Below are 21483 nucleotides of genomic sequence, written 5' to 3' on the forward strand. Positions count from 1 at the left end.
GAACTCGATCAGCTACCCCGGCCCACCGAAAATAAACGGGTTGACCAAGGTGAGCGACCGGAAGTTCCTTACCCTCATCAACGGGACAGTGTTGGCCGAACCGCCGCTATCCTTTGCCGTCTCAATGTGCAGGTTTGTGATGCGGATGAACTCGGGGTAATTGTTTGTTGTTGCGTCCACATCGGGGCCAAGGTCGAGCGCCATCCCCGGCTGACGTTCGATAGTCAGTCCATAGAAGTCCAGCGTGTTGATCGTGCGCGGTGACGCGGGCATGGCCCTGACAGCAGGCAGGTCAACGGTTCCGCAGTTGTCCACGAACACGTCATTGTAGGACGTGTTGCAGGAACCTCGAAGGTCTAGCCCGATGCCGGCGACGTAGGCGATGCGAACCTTATCTAGCCGGACCTCAAAGCCGTTGCTGATCTTGAGTCCGGCTTCCGGCGCACTGTTGCCATCCAGGTAGATGTTCTCTAGGGTGGCGCCGGTTGACTGGATGTCGAGCAGGGTTTTCGTGGACCCTGAAACATGCTTGATCCTAACGCCCGCGTCGGCAACTGAGCCTGCCCCGAAGCGCAAGATGGAGCCACCAAGGCCAACCCATCGGGCGTCGCCGTTGCTGATGACCAACTGGTCGGCTAGGTAGGTTCCGGGCGGGAACCCTACAGAGCCCTTGACCGCGGCTGCGTCGGCTTGAGCAGCGTTGATCGCCGCAGTGTCGTCCGTGGTGCCGTCGCCCTTGGCGCCGTATGTCTTGACGTTGAAGATCTGCTCGCCTTCACCGACAAAGGTGGCAGTTACTTGCTCTAAAAGTTGGGCGGAAAATGGCTGGGGCTGACGGTCAATGGCAGCAACGGCTGGGGCTCCTGACGACCGAACCCTCTCATGCCCTTAGGCGACGGGCTGTGTCGCACCTTCGCCATGCAACTTTGTGAACCCATCGGGGACAGCCGTGGCGAACAGCTGCCCGGCCAGAGTTCAAAACGCATCGGTTAGCTGGATCCCCTCCATCGGGCTCTGCCTGCTCCAGTAATCGAGCGGACGGAGGCAGCACCCAACGTCCCACAACTGCAAGGTTGGACAGCGCTTCTTCCTTCACGGTTTCTCCACCAACTGGTTGATTTGAGCTCAACTTGGGGATCCCCATAATGAAGAACTCACCTTTGCTTAATTACGCAGGTACTCCTTGAGACGAACATAGGAGTCCTCAGGGCTAAATCCTATCGATTGGATTTTATCTAAACCGAGAAAACTGTTCAGTGGACGTGGTGCTGCCAGCTTGCCTTCAAAATACTGGGCCGTTGTCACGCCTGTGACTGCTGTCGCGTCAGTTCCAGCTAGCTGATACACATCTTTTGCAATGTCGGCCCATGACTGTGGCTCTCCACTGTTGGTCAGGTTGTAGGCGCCGTAATCAGCGTTCGATTCGAGCAAATGACGAATACCAGCCGCGATATCGGCGGTAAAAGCGAGACGGCCGATTTGATCATTGACAACTGCAGGTCTCACGCCCCTTGCTGCGAGTCTTGCCATGGTGCGAACGAAGTTATCACCTTCGCCGATGACCCAGCTAGTGCGAACAATGTAGTGTCTGGGCACGACCGAAACGATTGCATCGCCCGCTGCCTTGGTTTGCCCGTACACGCCCAGTGGCGTCAGAGGTTCGTCTTCTGCGTGTATCTCTGTCGTTCCATCGAAAACATAGTCACTGGAGATGTGAACAAGCGTGAGATTGTAACGGGCAGCAATTTTGGCCAATTCGGCGACAGCAGTGACATTGATTGCCCAGGCGGCCTGTCGGCCGTAGGAAGTTTCGGCTTCATCAACGGCAGTATAGGCGGCGGCGTTGATGATGGTGTTGTAGTCGCGCCAGTTCCTGGTTCGATACGCCTCAGGGTCGGATAGATCGAAGTCTGCTCGAACAGCAAACTCGACATGTTCCAGGTCGCCGTATTCTTTTCGGAGCGCTTTCCCTAATTGCCCGTCGGCGCCGAGAACCAGGATCCTCCGCGGCGGCATGGCTGACACATCGGCCAGACGGGGGTGAGCGCGGTCTTTGTCGGAGAGCTCCGCCCTCTCCAGCGGTATCGGCCAAGGGATGTTGGCGGTTTCATCGGCAACGTTCAGGAAGGTGTATTGGTCCTGCGCATCGGCAGACCAGTGGTCGTTGACCAGGTAGGAGTATGCGGTGTTATCCTCCAGAGTTTGGAAGGCATTGCCGACTCCGCGAGGGATAAATATCGCCTGTGAGGGGCCCAGAGTGGCGCTAAACACCGTGCCGAAGGTCGAGCCTTCCCGCAAGTCCACCCATGCGCCGAAGACGCGCCCGGAAGCGACGGAAATGAATTTGTCCCACGGTTCAGCGTGGATGCCACGCGTCGTGCCCGCTTTTTCGTTGAACGACATGTTGTTCTGCACCGGCTGGAAATCGGGCAGACCAGCGGCAAGCATTTTTTCACGCTGCCAGTTTTCCTTGAACCATCCGCGGTTATCGCCGTGCACGGGCAGATCAATGAGAAGCACGCCGGGGATAGATGTTTCGGTGAGTGCAAGTTTCTTCGAGAATCCGATGCCCAAGTTGTTCACTGTCCCTGAGTGACGTATTTCGCTTCAGTGGCAGCCTTCTGTGGCCGCCACCAAGCCTCGTTGTTCCGATACCACTCAACGGTGCTCGCCAGCCCAGATTCAAAGTCAGAGAACTTCGGCGTCCAGCCCAGTTCTGTGCGGAGTCTGGTGGAATCGATTGCATAGCGCAGATCGTGGCCAGGCCGGTCGAGCACATGATCATAGCCGGCAGCGGGCTCCCCCATGGTCGTCAGTATGAGTTCAACTACGTCTTTGTTGTTCTTCTCGCCGTCGGCGCCGATCAGGTAAGTCTCCCCGATCTGTCCGCGTTCCAGAATCGTCAAGACAGCAGAGGAGTGGTCATTGGCGTGAATCCAGTCACGGACATTCTCCCCGGCACCGTAAAGCTTGGGCCGGATTCCGTCGATCACGTTGGTGATCTGACGGGGAATGAACTTTTCCACATGCTGGTAAGGACCGTAATTGTTGGAGCAGTTACTGATGGTGGCCTGAACGCCGAAGGAGCGAACCCATGCCCGAACTAAGAGGTCCGAACCGGCCTTGGTGGAGGAGTATGGGCTGGACGGGTTATAGGGCGTGGACTCAGTGAAGCGTTGGGGATCGTCCAATTCAAGGTCGCCATAGACCTCATCCGTACTGATGTGATGAAATCGCTTGTCATGCCTGCGGACGGCTTCGAGCAATGTATAGGTTCCCATGATGTTGGTATCAAGGAAGGGCCGCGGATCCTGCAAAGAGTTGTCATTGTGAGACTCCGCTGCGAAGTGCACTACGGCATCGGCATCAGCAACAAGACTATTGACAACAGCAGGGTCGGCGATATCTCCGTGCACAAAACCAAGTCGCTCCTTCGGCACCCCGTCCAACGAAGCACGGTTCCCCGCATAGGTCAGCTTGTCCAACACGGTCACATGCGCATCCGTGTTTTCGACAACATAATGCACGAAATTTGAACCAATAAACCCGGCGCCCCCGGTAACCAACAGTGTTTTCACACATAGAACAATACCTGCTCCGTTGTGATTCAGTTTGCGGCCTCCCCCTGCACCCCTATATATAAGTACTATGCGGGGAATCATTCTTGCCGGCGGAACCGGCTCACGACTTCATCCAATAACCCATGGCATCAGCAAGCAGTTGGTCCCAGTGTACGACAAGCCAATGATTTACTACCCGCTGTCCACATTGATGCTCGCCGGAATCCAAGACATCTTGATCATCACGACTCCTCAAGACCAGGATCAGTTCCAACGACTGCTCGGCGACGGATCCCGCTACGGAGTGAACCTCACTTACAAAGTACAACCTTCCCCTGATGGCCTCGCCCAAGCCTTTCTAATTGGCGAAGAGCATATCGGGTCTGACACCGTCGCACTTGTACTGGGCGACAATATTTTCTACGGTCCGGGCATGGGAACACAACTGCAGAAATTCGTGAACATCGATGGCGGCGCAGTGTTCGGCTATTGGGTCGCCGATCCTAGTGCGTACGGGGTTGTCGAATTTTCAAACGACGGACGCGCAGTCTCCCTGGAAGAAAAGCCAGTGACTCCGAAGAGTAACTATGCGGTACCTGGGCTCTACTTCTATAACAATGACGTTGTAGAAATTGCGAAGAACCTTCGACCCTCGCCTCGAGGGGAACTTGAGATTACCGATGTAAATCGGGTCTATCTCGATGAAGAAAGACTAACTGTCGATGTACTGCCCCGAGGCACGGCTTGGCTTGATACCGGAACCTTCGACTCCCTAAACGATGCCTCTAACTACATTCGAACTGTCGAAGCCCGCCAAGGCCTGAAAATTGGTGCGCCTGAGGAAATTGCTTGGCGGAATGGCTTCATCACTGACGAAGAGTTGGAAGCGCTGGCGACGCCCTTAGTTAAGAGCGGCTATGGACAGTATCTGTTGGAAATATTGAGTCAAGGTTCATCGGCAAAGTAGCTATTCGCAGAAATAGAGACTCAGTGTTAGAGCCTTCTTATGCCGGCTACGATGACGGGCTCTTCGTCGTTTGTGGGAAAATGTCCTGTTAACTTGGTTAGCAAAAGGGCCCGTGGCCCAACTGGGATGACTGTATCTAAGCATTCACGGTGAAACAGGAACCACGAGCCTTTTTAGAGCCTACCCGCGTGGCAGTTGACGCTGCCATCGTATTGTTTCAACCTGCCCGATTTCCGAGTCATTTCCGTCGCTGTCCACGCCTTCGGCCAGCGACGAGTGCTGATCTCCATCGACCTGCCGCCCGGCTGCCCGACGTGCGGAGTGATCTCTTCCCGCCGGAAGGAACGGCGCCTGCAGCGGCTGCGCGACATTCCCATGGCTGGTCGGCTAGAACTGATCTGGTCTAAGTACCGCTGGTTCTGTAACGAGGCGTTGTGTGAGCGATTGTCGTTCTTTGAATCCACCGCAGAAGTGCCCAGGTACGCCCGGAGCACCGGCTGGCTGCGGGAGCAGGTCATTTCGGCCATACTCGCATCCGGGAGGGCAGCCTCCGAGACCCCCGCAGCGTACGGGGTCTCGTGGCGGCCGGTCCGCAACGCGCTCAACTGTACCGCCGCGTGACGCTGCCCGATGTGAACAATATGGCTGCGGAAGCGTTCGGCATCGACGATGCACGTTACCGGTCCGTGCGCTACTTCCAGAATTCTCAGACGAACACCTGGATCCGATCCGGGCCTCGGATGACAACGATTGTGGATCTGGACAGCGGGCAGATGCTCGGGTGGTGGATGGACGCGATTCCAAGGGCGTAGGTGACTGGCTCTTCGACCAGCAGCTGCAGTGGCGCCTCGGTGTTCGAGTGGTAGCGATCGATCTGACGGCGACGTTCCACAAGACCTTCCAGATGTTACTGCTGCGCACCGCCGTGGCCGTGGACTACTTCCATCTGGTCGCGTTGGGCAACAGCATACTCATCGAGGTGCGCCAGCGCCTGACGCAGGAGACGAAGCGCCGCCGGCGGGCCACGGACCCGGACCCGGCCTGGGCGAGCCGCATGCTGCTGAAGGCGGATGAAAGCTCTCGGACCGAGCGCGGGACCGGCTGCAGGTCGTCTTCGACGTCGACGAGGCCAGCGGAAAGCTGCAAGCGGCCTGTCAGGTCACGGAACAACTGCGGCGTCCGCTGCGAACCGCCTCACTCGCCGACACCGCTGCCACGAAAAACGAGCTGCCCAGACTCGTCGAGCGTGCCGGCCAGCCGGAGACGAACCGGCTTTGGCGCACGATCCAGCGCTGATGGAACGAGATCAAAGTCATGATCATCACCGCAGCGACGACGGGCAAGGTAGAAGCCGACAACACCGGCACCAACAACGTAAAGCGAAAGACGCGCGGCTACAAACTCCAGGACAACTACAAGTCGATTATCCTAATGAGCAGTGCGGTCAAAATTATGGCATGACTTTTCACCTCAGCGAACTCCCATTTTTCGCGAGAGCCAGATATCGACCCCACCATGCCCGGGCAGCTGACCATTGGCCAGGACCCGCTGCCCACAGACCACGCAACCTATGCTGCCGCCTAGCTCTGCGAACACCTGACGAACACGAAACTCATTCCCCGGCCTCGACCGGATTCTGCGCTACGAAATCAAAAACCGCGCCTGAGCCTTACGCGAGCTACTGCGCCGCGTCAGGAGCCCTAGACGCTGCCGCCGGCGGAACGAAATTGAAGTCCTCATCGTTACCGGCCCCACTACCAGCATGGTTGCCGCGAGCAATACTGCGATCAAACAGATCAAATGTTCCTGCCAAGAGTTCGTTGATACACCAATTACACCGCGCGTACTAAACTCAGAAGCGTCGCCACAGCAGCCTGATTATGCATTACAGCAGTAGCGTTCGCCACGAATAGCGGAGAGCCGGGTGGTTGGCTGCGGACTTAACCCGTGTACCAATCACGACGTCGATCCCGTCGCGCCACAGGTGCTGCGCCAAGGGGGTTTCCTTATGGTTTTGGTCGGGACTGTCCGATAGACGGTGTGTGGGGTCCGGCGGTTTTCATTAGTGGGAGGTTCCCTCGAACCGACCGGCGAAGGTGATCGCGAACGCGTTGAGCGCAGGCTTCCACCTCATCACCCAGCGTGCCCGGCCTCCGCCGGTAGGGTCAAGAGACCTGGTGACCAGGTAGAGGCAATTCAGTGCAGCGGCCTCATTGGGGAAATGCCCGCGCGCCCTCACCGCCCGCCGGTAGCGGGCATTGATCGACTCGATCGCGTTCGTCGTGCAGATCACCCGCCGGATCTCCACGTCGTACTCCAGGAACGGCACAAACTCCGCCCAGGAGGATTCCCAGAGCTGCACGATGGCTGGATACCGTTGGCCCCACTCGGCTTTGAATTCGTCGAACCTGTCCTTCGCGGCCTGCTCGCTCGGCGCGGTGTAGACCGGCTTGAGCGCCTTGACGATCCCATCGCGGTGCTGCCGGCCGGCGTACCGGAAGCTGTTGCGGATCAGGTGCACGATGCACTGCTGAACCACCGTTCGCTCCCAGGTGGTCGTGATCGGGCTCCGGCAGCCCTTTGAGCCCGTCGCAAACGGCGATGAGCACGTCTGCGACGCCCCGGTTCTTCAGTTCGGAGAAGACCTGCAGCCAGAACCGGGCGCCTTCGGCGCCGTCGCCGGCCCAGATCCCGAGGATTTCCCGCTCCCCATTGGTGGTCACGCCCATGACGACTTAGAACGGGGTGTTGCGTACGTGGCCGTCACGGACCTTGACGGGCGATCGCGTCGACGAAGATCACCGGGTAGATCGGATCCAGCGGGGGGGGCGGACCATTCAGCGAGCTCACCGGCGACCTTCTCCGTGATCCGGCTGATGGTGTCCTTGGAGACTTTGGCCCCGTAGACCTCCTCGAAGTGCGCAGCGATCTCCCCGGTCGTCAAACCCCGGGCGCTCAGGGAGAGCACGATCTGATCGATCCCGTCCAAGCGCCGTTTCCGCTTGGGCACGATCACCGGCTCGAAGGATCCCTCGCGGTCCCGCGGCACCTCGATCTCCACCGGCCCGATCTCGGTCAACACGGTCTTGGACCGGGTGCCATTGCGCATGTTGGCTGCGGTCGGAGTCTCGCCGTGCTCGTGGCCGAGGTGCTCGGTCAGTTCCGCTTCCAGCGCGGTCTCGAGCACGTTCTTCGTGAGCTGGTTCAGCAGCCCGCCGGGGCCCACCAGGCTCACGCCCTGTTCCTTGGCCTGCGAGAGCAACTGCTCGGCGAGCTCCTTCTGATCGATGATCTCTCCCGTCACGGGATCGATCATCGCCTCTGTCATCTCGGTCGTGAACTCTGACACGCCCGTCTCCTTTCGGATCAGGCCGTACCGTCACACACCGTTCTTCTTACAGTCCCTTTTGGTCAAGCGGCTTGGGGGGCTTTTGTGTTCGTAGAGGGTTCCGTTCTTGAGCATGGCGAAGATGACGTCGCAGCGGCGTCGGGCGAGGCAGATGACAGCGGCGTTGTGTTTCTTGCCTTGGGCCCGTTTCCGCTCGTAGTAGGCCTTGGAGAGCGGGGCGTGACAGGATGCGATCCACGCCGATCTGAAGAGGGCGTTCTTGAGCTGCTTGTTCCGGGAGCGGGCTGGGAACTCGCCGCGGATCGAGGTCCAGGAGCGTCGGGTTACCGGAGAGGGAAGTCGTCCAGGAGTTTTTCGACTTCCGCGGCGACGATGGCGCGCTGGTGTTTGAGTTCCGTGATTTGTCCGGCGACTCTGGGGATGACCAGTTCCACGGCTTCGGTGCCGGTCACTGTAACCGTCTGCTCATTCAGTGCCGTGAAGACTGCTTCGATGAGCTTTGCAGGGTCCTTGCGGCTATGGTTACGGGCCCAGCGCAGGACGTTTGCCCGTCCGGCAGCGCGCAGGCCGGTCGGACCGGCGTACTTGATCAGCATGTCCAGCACCAGGGCCCGGGTCAACACGTCTCCGGGGAAAACGCGCTCCAGTGCCGGGAAGATCTGCAGCAGCAAGGACCGCAACCTGTTGATCGCCCTGGTGCACTCGTGCGTCAGATCCGCGTCAAAGCCGGAGAGGACCTTCAAGGCCGAGAGGACCTCGCTGTCCCGGTCCACCGCACGCAGGGTATGCGGCATCGACCGTGCCGTTTCAGCGATGATGAACGCGTCCCGGGCATCGGTCTTCGACTTCCCCGGATACAGATCCGCCGCCTTGCGCATCGCGAGACCGGGCAGGTAGGCGACTTCGCAGCCGCAGTCCCGGGCGACAGCGACCGGAAGAGCTCCGATCGTGTTCGGCTGATCCACGACCATGAGTACTTTGCCGTGCTGCTGCAGCCCGCTGAACAGTTCCCGCAGCTTGGCTTCGTCCTGTGGCAGCGGCCTGTCGAACAGCCGTTGCCCGGCACGGTCGAGGGCAGTGGCGTGGTGCTCGGACTTGCCGACATCCAGCCCGCAGTACACATCGAATCCCTGGTTCATGGCGCTCCTTTGCACCACTATATGGCCGCCAGTCACGACACCTGATGCCGGCACCCACGTTACAAAGAGACCAGAACCTGCTTGTCCGGCCACGTCCCTATCAGCGGTCAGCAAGTGTCTCCGAACCCGGCGACAACACCCCCTGTGAGTATTGATGTGGCTGGTCCGGGACCGGCTGGCAGAGTAGGTACTGGCCGCCTCTCTAGGGTTGTGGCTCAACACCCCCTCGGCCTCACTGTGGGCCTTGAATCCGAATTGCCCGGCTTTGGAGATGGCGGCCGGCGCCTGCTCGGCCCGCACCGACGGCTTGATCAGAAGACTGCCCAGCCCCTTTGCGGGTTGTGGCCCATCACAGGATTGCCTCGGAAGTGACCTTTCGCCCGGGCGGAGCCGGCCGTACCGCGGCCAACGTGCCCGTTCACGAGGAAGGAAATCCGTAATCGCGATGACCACTGTCGCCCACAACTTCACATTCGTCATCGGCGTGGACACGCACGCCCGTACCCACACCTACGCCGTGCTCGCCGCTAACGGCGAGCAGCTGGGCACAGAGTCGTTCCCCAATACGCACGCGGGCAGATCCCGCGCGATCGCATGGGCTGCCCGCCGAACGGGCGGAGACCTCGAAGCTCTCTGGGTCATCGAAGGGACCGGCAGCTACGGGGCGCTGCTGGCCGGTACCGTGATCCGCGCCGGCTACCGCGTCGTAGAAGCACCTAGGGTCAGGGCGTACGCGACGGCCCGGCACGGCGCAGGAAAATCCGATCCGCTGGACGCCGCCGCCATCGCTGCCGCAGCCCTACCGCTCAAGGAATCCCACCTGCGCATCCCGCGCCAGGACGAGGGAGTCCGAGCCGCCCTGCGCGTTCTCGTGACAGCCAGAGAACAGATCACAGACGAGCGCACCGCGAAAGTCAACGCTCTGACCGCACTGCTGCGCAGCGTCGACCTCGGCGTGGACGCCCGCAAGCCCCTGACGGACACCCAGATCGCCGAGATCACCCGGTGGCGCCAACGCGACGAGGAACTGTCCGCGGCGACCGCCCGCACCGAGGCGATCCGTCTCGCCAAACGCATAGTTGTCCTTGACGCCGAGCTCAAGGACAACGAGAAGCGTACCGTAGAGCTCATCCAGGCTAGCCCCGTCGCGCCCCTGTTGGAGGAGACCGGGGTCGGACCCGTAACTGCCGCAGTGGTCTACACCGCGTGGTCCCATCTGGGTCGGGTTCGCTCCGAGGCCGCCTTCGCCGCCCTCGCCGGCGTCAATCCCATCCCCGCCTCATCCGGGAACACCGTCCGACACCGGCTCAACCGCGGCGGCGACAGGCGCTTGAACAGCGCCCTGCATATGGCCACCGTCGTTAGAATGGTCCACGATCCGGCGACCCGAGCCTACGCCCAGCGCCGAACTGCCGAAGGGAAGACCTCGCGCGAGATCCGACGCTGCCTCAAGCGCTACCTCGCCCGACGCCTCTACCGCACTCTCAACGCGTTACACACGGCCCCTGCTACGCCTCCGCTAACTGTTTGACAGATATAGAAGATTCGGATTATCAATAAAAGGGCGAGAAAGTCATACCGGGTCCATCGACAATATCCCCGGCTTTCGGGAACTAAATAAATGCAACGGGGATCACCGTCTCATCTCAGCGATCCGAGGACCGGATAGCCATGGATGAACGACCGCGACCGTAGTCCGGTTGGTGCGCGCCTGCACCGACGGGGCTTAGAAGGTTGGCCGTACATAGCCAGCAGAACATTCCGCGCGCCGTATGAGCCGAAATGCATGGCAGTGTGATTACACAATGTCCGAAATAGCATTTCTAAGTTCTTGAAATTTCGATTCGACATACCGTTCCAGCTCGGCGTGTGCGCCATTAAACGTTAGCGGAGTTGACGCAATCTCTCGAATCGCAATGGCCAAACCGAATGGATCCTCAATGTCCACCGCCTTTATTTGAGCACCCACAATATCCTGAACTTCCGATAAGGCCTCGGAGGTCCTCGTGACGACGTAGCGTCCAGCTGCCAACCCTTGCCATACCTTGTTGGCGAGGACGGTGGCCGCTTTTTCGGAATCGCCAAATACGCCCAATACGACATCAGAATCATGAATTTCTTGAATTAGATCAGATTCCGGAATGTTCCCCCGAAATTCAATACTCGAAATTCCGGCACCATTGGCAAGGATCTCGATTGGCGGCCGCCCCTCTCCATCACCGATAAATACGATCTCCATATTTACATCGTTCAATATGGCGAGATTCGCAACGACATATTCCAATCCATGAAGTGGGATATAGTTTCCATAATATAGGAGCCGGAACCGGCCGCTCCTCGGCTGGGCGGGGGCCGGCTTTGCCCAACCGGGAGCCCCGACGGGGCACGACACAACCTTATCAGCGCCGTCTCGTTCCAGGCGTTTCATGCGAACGTTAGTGTCCACTAGCGCTATGTTACTCAATTGCGCAGACAACCAGTCAAAGAGGCGATAAATTCTACCTCGAACCGATTTCGCGCCTACGCGAGCCCAATCCTCCACATTCGTTTCATACATACCAACAAATGCGTCGACAACGAGGGGGGCACGATTGTAAATTGCCACAATTTTTGCAACCCATGCGTATTGAACCCCCAATTCCGACAATATAACTAGGTCAAAGGGGCCACTAATGCGAAGGGTTCGAAAGAGCATCGTTAGGCACGTGATTATATAACTGGCGTGGTCTTCGCGATAATCTTCAGTTACGTCGTGCCCCCAAGCACGTAAGTAACCGCGAATACGCTTATTACGAGGGTAATCAGAATCATGGATATTCAAATAAAGTACTCTTGCCACGCGTACATCATCCCACGCTTGACGCAGGTTTGCGAAAGTGCCAGCATGCCCGTTGCAGCGTTGCGTGGAGGGTGCGCTGTGTTCTTTGGGCGACACACAACAGGTGCCCGTCGCCCCTCAGCCCTAAAGCGGTTAAGGTTGATCTGGGCATCGAAAGGACACAGACACCTATTCACCTGTCCGTCATTTTATCGAAACGGCCTACATTTGAAGGGACATTTGCGTGAACGCGCGTTATTATCACACAGCCCGGACTGCCCATCTTGAGCGTTTGGCCTTTTATGCGCCTGGGGTCTTCTACTACACCCATACCCGCGCGGATTTCGACACGAAACTTGCTCGCCAAATGGGCGCGAAGAAGTCCTCAGCTCTGGGTGTCGTAATAGACGTTCTGCGGAAGCGTATCGACACGTTGGAAGTCCCTGAACCATTCGCGGTTAAGTTGTGGCCACAACTAAGCGTGATTCATGCCGTACTGGTTGTCACGAATTTTCTGGGCATTTCTAGGACCAAGATCAGGTCATATGCAATCGAAAATTATCCTGTGGACGCCAAGCTCCATGAGTTCCTTCGCTTGCCTCGAAATGTAACCAGCTTCATCGCTAAGTGCGTGGGCGGCTTCCTTGTAAGAAGTTCAGATAAGGTCGTGTTTGGAACTGCCGAGGCCCGCGACGTATATATGACACTATTGGGAGCTCCAGCCTTTCGCAATACTCACTGGGAGTTAATATGGCACATTCCCTCTCCCCGACCTTCGGTAGACTTCGCCTCACCACGAGCTCGAAATTTGATTTTCCTAGGAACTTTCGAAGAGCGTAAGGGGATAGCAGAAATGCTCAAAGCCTGGAGCATTATTCGGGATCGCCTACCTGATGCGCAACTAACAATTGTTGGGAAGGGGCACCTGCAACATGAAATAGAAGCAGTTGCACAACGCGATCAGAGGATGGAGATTGTGCTCGACCCGAGCCGGGACGAGATATTCAAGTATCTAGCCCGGAGCAAGGCATTAATTTTGTTTTCGAAACCGTCTCCTGGTTGGAAGGAACAGGTGGGACTGCCCATAGTCGAGGGCCTTTCTGCTGGCTGTGAGATCGTGACTTCGGACGAGACCGGTATTCGCGATTGGTTAGCAACACATGAACATAACGTAGTCCCGGTGACGGCACAGATCCCCGAAATCGCAGAAGCAACGGTCCGAGCTCTAACTTCTGAAAGAGGGCCGGCGGACATAGTGGGGCATCTTCCTACAGAAGACGGGAGAAGGACAGCAGACTCATTGATATTTGCTTCGAATCAGGATAAGAGTTGGAAACTGCGATAGTGGGCCTAGGCTTAGGCCGATGTTGTACTGCCTGAACGGCATAACAACGCACCTTCTGCCGCCAGGGAAGAGGAATGATGTCCGCACAGCGATTTGAATGGGTGACACGGCAAAAGGCATATCCATATTCTGAGTCGTCCACTCGCACGCATACTATTGGCTTGGAAACTGAGTTCCCATATGGTCGCCCTACGACCTCAACAGTACTCTCGCGGAATTAACAAGCCTCCTTTTTGTACGGCCGGGTTGTTCGCTGTCAAGTTCATAAAAGGATCTGGGCAACAGATCGTAACAGCGAAGATCACCCCTTAGTATGGGTTTTCTGCTTTGGCAGGTTTTGGGAATCGTTTATTCCATCGTCGCGGGGCTCCTGATTCAGAACCAAAGCATCGTGAAATCTCTTGCTAAACCGACGGCTTCCATACTCCGCTCATCAAACGAATTGTGGTTCCTTTGGGCGCTTGCACTGATGTTCGTTATTCGTTGCCGACTCAGTTGGATTGACTCCAGGGAAATTTCCCGCTCCTTCGTTCAAACGCTCGGCCTGATCTCAGTGATAGGCCAGCTCACTCTTCCTGTTTAGGTTATGCACTCAACTCGGTTGGTATTATTTGGTTTGATCATAAAGGCCCTTGGGCTGGTACATATCGAGATATCGGTCGGATGCCGGTTTGAATTGGCTTACCGCTGGTTCTGTGACGAGGCGTTGTGTGAGCGCTTGTCGTTCTTTGAGTCCACGGCAGAAGTGTCCAGGCACGCCCGGAGCACCGGCAGGCCGCGGGAGCAGGTTAGGTCGTCTCGGCCGTGCTCGCATCCGGGAGGACGGTCTCGGAGACGGCCTCGGCGTACGCGGTCTCATGATGGCTGGTCCGCAAGGCGCTTAATACCAGGACAAACAAACTCATCACACTTTAATGCCAAGGCCCAGTAATGGCGCCATGCGTTGTCAGAGGTCGAGTTGCTGTGCTTCTGAATTCCTTGTCCGCCTCTGAGCAGGATCAGCTATAGACCGAGAGGACGCGGCCTCGTGTTTTCCCTTCCGCAGCCAGCGGTGCCCATAATGAAGGATCACTGCTTGCGTCGCCAGCCCTGTTACTTCTGCCAGCAGTTCACCTACAATTGCGCCCCTGACACCCCAAGCGGCAGCCAGACTAAGCGTACACGTGACCCCGACAATAGCGGCGCAAATATTCGCCGCTGCAATCCAGTTCGCTCTGCCCTCGGCCACCATAGACAGACCGTACCCCCTTGATACGCACACTATAAATAGCACGCATGCGGATAACGAAGATATCTCTAGTGGGATCTCGACAGCGTTGGAGAATATAAAGGGGGCCACAATTGGGGCAAGAGCTGCGAATCCGATCGCGCTGACCAGTCCGAGTAATAAGTTGTAGAAAAGCGATTTCCTACTCCGAGCAAGTAGGTTATGACCGCGCGCAACCCCTACCCAACTCTGCAGCCTACTTGGTACTCCACCTAGTACGCTGAGGGCCATCCTCATCAGCCGCTCGACGGCCGCAAATGTCGCGACTGAATTAGGACTAACAGCACTGACCAAAGCAATGGGTAGAGAAGTGTAAATTACGCTGACTATCCTTCCGCCTGTCAAAGGAAGGTGTTCCTTAATCTGACGCGGACCCGCTCTGAAGGCTGCCCATTTGGGCCAAACCCTTTCGTGCAAGAGTACGGCCGCGAGAAACATTGTAAGCACGGAGCTGAGTACCATTGCCAAACCGTAGAGTTCCAGTGCTCCTCCCCCAAAAATTAGGATGGCAGCCACCGCGGATAAGATCATTCTTGGGAGGCCTTCTACTCCAAGAACGGCGAAAGGACGATTGCATCCGATCAGAAACCAACTCGGACTAAGCGCGATAAAGGAGAACGCTAAGCCCGTCAGGCCTGCTGCCAGTTTGTGTTCTTGCACCAGCATTGCCGAGAAAATGAAGGATAGAGGCGAAATTATGGCCAGAGACGATAATTTTGTCGCCAGTGAGGACTGATACAGATGCGTACGTTCGCCAGGGCTCGCACCTGCAACGCGTTGTGGACCGACAACGCTCCAACCAAGTTCCGCTACAATGGCTGCCGATGTGCCGACGGATTGAGCCACAGCGATCGATGCCCATCCGTCAGCACCATAAGAACTCGTCAAGGCAGGTATCACTAAAAGCGGCGTAACGGCGCTAATACCTGGAATGAGAAAATACGGCAACACGGACAACAGTCGCCTTATTCGTGTCCGCATGATCGAACATCCTTTACTGGTAAACTCCGAGTTTCGTCCACTACTGAACTAACTGAGTTTTGTCGCGAGATAGGAAATCGTGGATGACATTTCAACCCCAAGTGTACTAACGAAATGGGGGTCGAAGGATCCTGTCTCTCCACTGACAGCACTATCGATAGCGGAAATTATCTGGTTTGATAGTGCTTCAGGCGTTGGTTCTGCCACAAGCAATCGAGGATGAATCCCTGACCGCGTATTACCCAACTCGTTAGTTACAGCTCTCGCTCCCGAAATCACAGCGTCTAGTGGTGGATGAGAAGGGTGGGGGCTATGCTGCAGTGACAAAACCACATCCGAACAGCCCATGACCCTAAAGTAATCGTCCCAAGAAAGCTTTCCTAGAGAGCGCAAACTGTGTGCTTCCGACAATTGCACGTCGTCATGCTTTTCGCCGGCAGAAACAAAGGTGACGTCTATCGCACGTTCGCTAAGTTGCCCTGATGCAAGACGCAACGCTGCTACCCCGATGTCATAGAGATTGCGAGGCTTGCTGGGTCGAGCATAAAAAAGAACCTGAAATGAAGTTTTTACTGTCCTGGCCTCTGCGGCACCTTGTAGTCGCATCAGATCTACACTCGGCGCAAAAATCATTTCGTTTTCGATGCGTAATTCCTCGGCCCCTACGAGATAAGCCGCCAACAGAGAGGAATTTACAACATGATGAAAACCGGCTCGATAAGTCGACCGAGCGATCGCGAATTCAACAGACCAAGGATGAAATCCCGGCTCATAATCTTGTATTAGATAAACGATGCGTCGTGCATCCAAGGTCCCGAGACGGCTCGCGACGTCAAGCGCATGAGCGGTTGTCCAGTGCGTGGCTATCCAGTAGTCGCGAATGTGTGTTTGCATACTGATGACTTCACGTCTGCTGGCGAACTCCACAGTTACCTCTTCAGGCCATGCAAACTCTTGAACTAAGTACTCGATAACCTCGTCCTTCTCCGCCCCCTTCGGACCATGATCGAGTGCGATAATCCGCAAAGGCCGTTTCATTTCCTGAGCAAGGCCTTGAGCGAACTCAAGTCCGGTCTTGATCCCGGCGAATATCGCATGTGGATCTAGTTCTGGCAATACAACGTTGATGAACGGTTGTTGACCGCCAGTTGTTTCGACTGAAGTTAAAGCGAGGCTAAGCCGATGAAGATCCGAATACCCCAATGCACCTGGCGTTTCCCTAGCAGCTAAACGCAAGGCGGACGCCAGTGTTCGTGAGCGATGGTGGCCCCATGCTTTTATCGCGACGGACAAGGCGGAGCGGATTGGTCGCAAAACTTTTACCTCATTCTACTATTTGAAAACCGCAGCAGTAGTCGCACGTGTTGGATGGCAGACTCGAAGGCCGCAAATAGTCACCGCACCACTCTGTCATATCAGGAACTCTGCAAACACTATTCTCGTTGTGGTCCTGCACCTACTAGCGCTTTCACGGAACCATCAAACGATGGAGAATTCATCTGCAGACGCATTCTCCCGGGACGTGTGCCCGTTCAATTGCTCAGGGAAGTCACTGATCCAGGGATCGGAATCCACTTAAAGAGATCAATTCGATATCGCCGGTAGCGTTGCACGTGATATTCATACCCCGTTGCTCGATCAGGTCTTAGCCACATCAATAGTCTGAAACAGACTTCTCGCAGATAGAAGCCAGCGCCAACAACGAGCTTCCACGATCTCGCCCGGAAAGTACCTGCACCGGTCCTTAGAACATAAAGTTCAAATAGGTGCCTTATCCACAAAGTACTCACTTGCCCATCGATCCCCGATGTGCTGCCACCAATTGCATGAACTCCTGTTACAGATGGAATAAATTTCACACCCCACCCGCGGTCCTTCGCTCTAAGACAAAATTCGATGTCTTCGGCGTACATGAACCAACGCTCGGTAAGTCCATTTAATTGCGTCCATACTTCCCGTCGAACAAGGAGGCAACCGCCTGTAACCCAATCCACATCCATATCCCTATTAGTCAATCCGGGCATGACCACATAGTGGCCGGCTAGCGCCGGGATCCGGTTGCCGAGTCGCGAAAGGCCGGTTGAATGAGTGGCCATCCTCCAAATCGTAGGTGCGTGCCCAGCATTCGCGGTGAAAAGCCCCTTGCCTGGACTCTCGAGCAAGGGTGCGACAATGCCAACGTTGTCTTGAGCAAGCCCGCGAGTGAGTACCTGCAGTGACCTGTATGTGAGGCGTGCATCAGGGTTCAAAAGCAAGATCGCATCATGATAAGCGTTGGATGCGCCGCGATTGACTGCTGCAGCGAAGCCTACGTTTTTTTTGTTGCGGAGAAGCTTCACGGACGGGAATTCGGACTCCAACCAATCTGCGGTTCCATCAGTAGACGCGTTATCGACAACGATCACCTGTAGATCTGCTCTCGAGACCAGGTCTCTAAGGGCTTCGCCGACAATTTCGCGACTATTGAAAGTCACAAGAACCACGGAAACAGTCATAATCGCTCCAAATCAGAATCTGTAGTCATCGCTTCCCTAATTCTTCGAACAGAATTCGACCAAGAATAGCGAGTGGAAGTGGACGCCCTGCCGTCTCGGCCTACTTTCGATAATTCGGCAGGTGTTATTCGAGTCAAGATATCCGCAGCTTCATCGAGCGCGTCTAGCGGCAGGTAAATCGCCTTGCCCCCAGTCACTTCGCGCATAACGTCGATGTCGCTGACTATGACCGGACATCCGAAGTTCATTGCTTCTACGGGGGGTAGTCCAAAACCTTCGCCCCGGGACAGGAACATGAATGCCCGTGCATTTAGATACAACCATGCTAATTCGTCCGTAGCCACGAAACCTGTAAATACTACTTCCCCTGATTCAACCAGCGGTTGAATCAGAGAGAGATCATCGCCGCGCCCCTCCCGCTCGCCAACGATCAGCATTGGCCTGTCCGGGCTAATGAACCCTGACATATGGGCGACCTGAATCGAATAGGACAAGTTCTTGCGAACATTCAATCTGCCAACGGTCAGGACGAATTGTTTCAAAGACTGCGCGGAATTTGGCCGCGAGGGTCTGACCTCCTCGAGATTTGTTGGAATCGCTAAACCGCTGGACGACACAATCCTATCCGGCTGAATTTTTCGGATGGCAGCCGCTTCATTTTCAGAAGACGTCACAACAGCAATCGACCGTCGCAGAAACAGAGTCATCAATTTGAAATACATCAACTCCATCCGAGTGAACCACTCAGGGTTGGATTCGAATAACCTGTCATGCAGAAATACGTATGAACGTCGGCCCCAAGCAGTTGCAAAATTTTGCGTGAGGATTTTTTCCGCATCTATTCTTCGTGCAATCAATGGGATCTCAAAAAAGCATGAAAGTGCATGTTGGGAAAAAATCGTGCCGTGGAGATGAATGCCACTGGGCATACATACCGAAGTCGCCTTCATGTCCTTGCGCGGCACTGTTATGTGAATCTCATCACCGGGAAAATCTGCATTCCAGGCCGTGACTATTTCCCTAAGTACTTGTCGGTTCGAAACTGGTCCTTCAACCCACCAGTTTGCGTCAAAAAGAACACGCATACTACACATCGCTTTCAGATATTCGTGCCATCTTAATCAGCCTAACCCTGCGACGCACCAAGATCTTCGAGTATACGATTTCATTTACTGACTGGCACAATGTAAGACTCCTATGACCACTGCACGGCGAGGCACAGATCGTCCGAGGGGCGCCAGCATGTTGGCACCGATTGTATAGCGGCTGCAGTTGCTGGAGTGGCTAATTATCCAGGACCACCCGCCGATGACGTACACATGACATGCACCGACCTCGTTACATATAAACTCTAACCGTGGTTTCACATCAGTTCAGATTGAGGGCGGATGCATGTCCCCGACGATTGCTTGGTCTGCAAATAGGGCGGTCTCGATAACAAAGTTGTTTTGACTCGACAAGTGTCAGCCCTCCGCGCTCAGGGGCGGCAGCAATGCAGGTGACAGCGGTGGCCCACAAGCTGCGCGTTGACCAATTGGTCTCGGTAATCATGAGACACGTCAGCGAAGGACGGCATTGCTAACGATTCTTCGCCAGTGCTTGAAGTCATCTATCAGGCCAGGTTAGATGATTCACTGGTTCGTACTTCTGCTCGGCTGTACTCCCTGACCGACATCCCCCCTTAGTGATCAGCTTCATGAAAAACGACATCAGAAAGGACCCAAGTGACAAAGTCCGTTGCGATCATCGGAACGCGAGGTTATCCCAGCTACTACGGAGGCTTCGAGACTGCTGTGAGGAAACTGGCGCCGTACCTAGTAAGTTTGGGGTGGGATGTCACGGTTTATGGACGCCCAAACGGGGTACGCGCAAACGACGCTTCTCGCGATACACGTGTAACGAACGTCAATACTGCGGGAATCGAAACCAAGCAACTCAGCACCCTTTCCTTTGGCTTGATGTCCTGCCTTGCAGCGTGGAAGGCGAAACCCGACGTGGTACTCATAATGAACGTAGCCAACGGATTTTGGCTTCCGATACTGAAGGCGCGTGGAATCCCGACGGTCATCAACGTCGACGGGATGGAGTGGGAACGAGCAAAGTGGGGTAAGGCTGCAAAAAAGATGTTCCTGCTAGGTGCAAAGCTCACTGCCCGCCTAGGTGACGTGCTGATAGCCGATTCTATCGAAATCCAACGACGCTGGAAGGACGAGTTTCGGCGAGATCTCGAATTCATTCCTTACGGGGGTGATGTACCTGAGATACTCCCGGTGCCTGAGGGAGTCATCCCTGGCACTTATGCCCTGTTAGTGGCTCGGTTCGTTCCTGAAAACTCTGTCCACGAGTTCGTCGACGCATCCCGCCAAATAGGAAAGACCCACGATGTCATTCTGGTCGGCAGTGCTGGCTATGCAGACCCCATCGAAGCGAAGATTAAGTCACTGATCGCAACCGAACCGCGCGTCAAATGGCTAGGACACGTTAGTGACGACGTCCTGCTTCACGGTTTATGGCAAAATGCCGGTGTTTATTTCCACGGCCATAGTGTCGGAGGAACCAACCCTGCCCTAGTCCAGGCCATGGCATGCGGAACGCCGACCGTCGCGCGCGACACCGTGTATAACCGAGAAGTTCTCGGTAAAGGTGCCGTATTTGTTCCTCCCGAACCTACGCGCATAGCCGAAGCCTGCTTAACCGTCCTTACTGACAATGATAAACGACGAGAACTCGCCGCTACAGCTTTTGCCAGATCTCGCGAGCATTACAGTTGGGAAAGTGTCTGTGACAAGTACGCGGCGTTATTGAGAAAATCAGTTCGAAGTTCTTGATTAGTCCGTCGATAACGCTCGTCTCCATACTTCCTTACCGACTGGATCGAAAGGCTCGGCGCCCAGGAGATTCCACGTTCGAAATGCACATGATGTGAGTTTCCATACAGTATATATCGATATATATCGATATAATTTGGCCGTACTCATCGCACTCAGCCTGTGCGCCAGTGACGGAGCCGACGACGGGATCTAGGTTTTGGGCCGCACTATGTCTGGACCAAACACGACAGAACGTGAACGGACTGACGTAATCATCAGTTCCACCCTTCTCAGTCCAGGGGACCGCATCTGACGAGCTACCGTAGTGGGGCTCCTCTCGCAGAGTGACTCAGTGTAAATAGACTTCCATTCGCACTCACCTCGTGATGAGAACTCACACAGAACTATTGACCACATCAAGGACCAGGACCAATGGATCAGGAAGCCTTTGAAGCCATCCGAACCTGTGGCGACGCCGACGCCTCTCTCACGGTTGCTCCCTGCAATTGGGAGCGGTGATCTCAGTTGGATAGCATTGTCGAGATTTCCACTCCCGCTTTCACGAAGGACGTTTATGCCAGGCGCCGCAGATGCCACGACTGAAGCATGTCAAGAAGGCTCAACGGCTCCCCAACAGCGTCGACGGTCTGGGTCGGGGCGGAATCGCCCCAGACACAAGTTGGTGCGGGTAGTTCTTCCCGTTGCGGCGATCGCGCTCCTCTTGCTGTTAGCCGCTGCGTGGTTGTCATTCC

Annotated in this window: 16 protein-coding genes and 2 pseudogenes; 7 read left to right on the forward strand and 11 right to left on the reverse strand. The window is 55.9% G+C overall.

Translation table 11 applies throughout. The annotated features are described in order from the left end of the window. Window positions 1-12: 12 nt before the first annotated feature. The 3 genes from HGO92_RS00140 to rfbB all read right to left on the reverse strand — a co-directional run bounded on the left by HGO92_RS00140 (window position 13) and on the right by rfbB (window position 3578). The gene (locus tag HGO92_RS00140) at window positions 13-843 is read right to left on the reverse strand and encodes a glycosyl hydrolase family 28-related protein (RefSeq protein ID WP_169991909.1); all 831 of its coding nucleotides are present in this window, start codon (window positions 841-843) and stop codon (window positions 13-15) included. Window positions 844-1164: 321 nt separating this feature from the next. Then, a complete protein-coding gene (locus HGO92_RS00145) occupies window positions 1165-2574 on the reverse strand; it encodes a sugar nucleotide-binding protein (RefSeq protein WP_169990858.1) in 1410 nt (469 codons plus the stop codon). Between the two features lie 5 nt (window positions 2575-2579). Further along, window positions 2580-3578 carry a dTDP-glucose 4,6-dehydratase gene (gene rfbB, locus HGO92_RS00150; RefSeq protein ID WP_169990860.1) on the reverse strand — a complete coding sequence of 333 codons (999 nt, stop codon included), beginning with the start codon at window positions 3576-3578 and terminating at the stop codon, window positions 2580-2582. 70 nt (window positions 3579-3648) lie between these two features. Here rfbB and rfbA point away from each other — a divergent pair, with 70 nt between their 5' ends. Then, window positions 3649-4527 carry a glucose-1-phosphate thymidylyltransferase RfbA gene (gene rfbA, locus HGO92_RS00155; protein ID WP_169990862.1) on the forward strand — a complete coding sequence of 293 codons (879 nt, stop codon included), beginning with the start codon at window positions 3649-3651 and terminating at the stop codon, window positions 4525-4527. 195 nt (window positions 4528-4722) lie between these two features. Further along, window positions 4723-5148, forward strand: coding sequence for a transposase family protein (locus HGO92_RS00160; RefSeq protein WP_169990864.1), 426 nt, complete (start codon window positions 4723-4725; stop codon window positions 5146-5148). An 85-nt stretch (window positions 5149-5233) separates the two neighbouring features. Here the strand turns inward: HGO92_RS00160 and HGO92_RS23550 are convergent, their stop codons facing one another. Beyond that, the gene (locus HGO92_RS23550) at window positions 5234-5419 is read right to left on the reverse strand and encodes a hypothetical protein (RefSeq protein WP_240974313.1); all 186 of its coding nucleotides are present in this window, start codon (window positions 5417-5419) and stop codon (window positions 5234-5236) included. Between HGO92_RS23550 and HGO92_RS24700 the strand changes: the two genes are divergently transcribed. Continuing rightward, complete coding sequence (locus HGO92_RS24700; RefSeq protein ID WP_440915752.1) at window positions 5363-5845, forward strand: transposase; 483 nt, start codon at window positions 5363-5365, stop codon at window positions 5843-5845. The two genes, HGO92_RS23550 and HGO92_RS24700, sit on opposite strands and share 57 nt — an antisense overlap. Beyond that, window positions 5842-5988: a hypothetical protein gene (locus tag HGO92_RS00170; protein WP_169990868.1), complete on the forward strand. Its 147-nt coding sequence runs from the start codon at window positions 5842-5844 to the stop codon at window positions 5986-5988. The genes HGO92_RS24700 and HGO92_RS00170 overlap by 4 nt, the downstream gene beginning before the upstream one ends. Before the next feature lie 601 nt (window positions 5989-6589). On the opposite strand, the pseudogene HGO92_RS24705 reads toward HGO92_RS00170, so the two are convergent. Together HGO92_RS24705 and HGO92_RS00180 are read right to left on the reverse strand one after the other, a co-directional pair. Continuing rightward, a pseudogene (locus HGO92_RS24705) lies at window positions 6590-7843 on the reverse strand (IS256 family transposase). A gap of 63 nt (window positions 7844-7906) precedes the next feature. Continuing rightward, a pseudogene (locus HGO92_RS00180) lies at window positions 7907-9015 on the reverse strand (IS110 family transposase). Between the two features lie 445 nt (window positions 9016-9460). Between HGO92_RS00180 and HGO92_RS00185 the strand changes: the two are divergent. Beyond that, on the forward strand, window positions 9461-10546 hold the full coding sequence (locus HGO92_RS00185; protein WP_169990869.1) for an IS110 family RNA-guided transposase: 1086 nt from the start codon (window positions 9461-9463) through the stop codon (window positions 10544-10546). A gap of 267 nt (window positions 10547-10813) precedes the next feature. Here HGO92_RS00185 and HGO92_RS00190 read toward each other — a convergent pair whose 3' ends face one another. Further along, window positions 10814-11710, reverse strand: coding sequence for a glycosyltransferase (locus HGO92_RS00190; RefSeq protein ID WP_346768837.1), 897 nt, complete (start codon window positions 11708-11710; stop codon window positions 10814-10816). A 367-nt stretch (window positions 11711-12077) separates the two neighbouring features. Here HGO92_RS00190 and HGO92_RS24475 point away from each other — a divergent pair, with 367 nt between their 5' ends. Then, window positions 12078-13178 carry a glycosyltransferase gene (locus HGO92_RS24475; RefSeq protein ID WP_169990873.1) on the forward strand — a complete coding sequence of 367 codons (1101 nt, stop codon included), beginning with the start codon at window positions 12078-12080 and terminating at the stop codon, window positions 13176-13178. Window positions 13179-14124: 946 nt separating this feature from the next. Here HGO92_RS24475 and HGO92_RS24710 read toward each other — a convergent pair. From HGO92_RS24710 to HGO92_RS00210, 4 genes are all read right to left on the reverse strand, one after another. Beyond that, a complete protein-coding gene (locus HGO92_RS24710; protein WP_440915618.1) occupies window positions 14125-15426 on the reverse strand; it encodes a lipopolysaccharide biosynthesis protein in 1302 nt (433 codons plus the stop codon). A 48-nt stretch (window positions 15427-15474) separates the two neighbouring features. Beyond that, window positions 15475-16662 (reverse strand): rhamnosyltransferase WsaF family glycosyltransferase, encoded by a 1188-nt coding sequence (locus HGO92_RS00200; RefSeq protein WP_169990875.1) that lies wholly within the window; start codon window positions 16660-16662, stop codon window positions 15475-15477. Between the two features lie 296 nt (window positions 16663-16958). After that, window positions 16959-17921 (reverse strand): glycosyltransferase family 2 protein, encoded by a 963-nt coding sequence (locus tag HGO92_RS00205; RefSeq protein ID WP_169990877.1) that lies wholly within the window; start codon window positions 17919-17921, stop codon window positions 16959-16961. Then, window positions 17918-19006 (reverse strand): glycosyltransferase family 4 protein, encoded by a 1089-nt coding sequence (locus tag HGO92_RS00210; RefSeq protein ID WP_169990879.1) that lies wholly within the window; start codon window positions 19004-19006, stop codon window positions 17918-17920. The genes HGO92_RS00205 and HGO92_RS00210 overlap by 4 nt, the downstream gene beginning before the upstream one ends. Window positions 19007-19645: 639 nt before the next feature. Here HGO92_RS00210 and HGO92_RS24480 point away from each other — a divergent pair. Beyond that, the gene (locus HGO92_RS24480) at window positions 19646-20749 is read left to right on the forward strand and encodes a DUF1972 domain-containing protein (protein WP_169990881.1); all 1104 of its coding nucleotides are present in this window, start codon (window positions 19646-19648) and stop codon (window positions 20747-20749) included. Window positions 20750-21483 lie beyond the last annotated feature (734 nt).

This window comes from Crystallibacter degradans (assembly GCF_012952295.1).
In the GTDB taxonomy this organism is placed as follows: domain Bacteria; phylum Actinomycetota; class Actinomycetes; order Actinomycetales; family Micrococcaceae; genus Crystallibacter; species Crystallibacter degradans.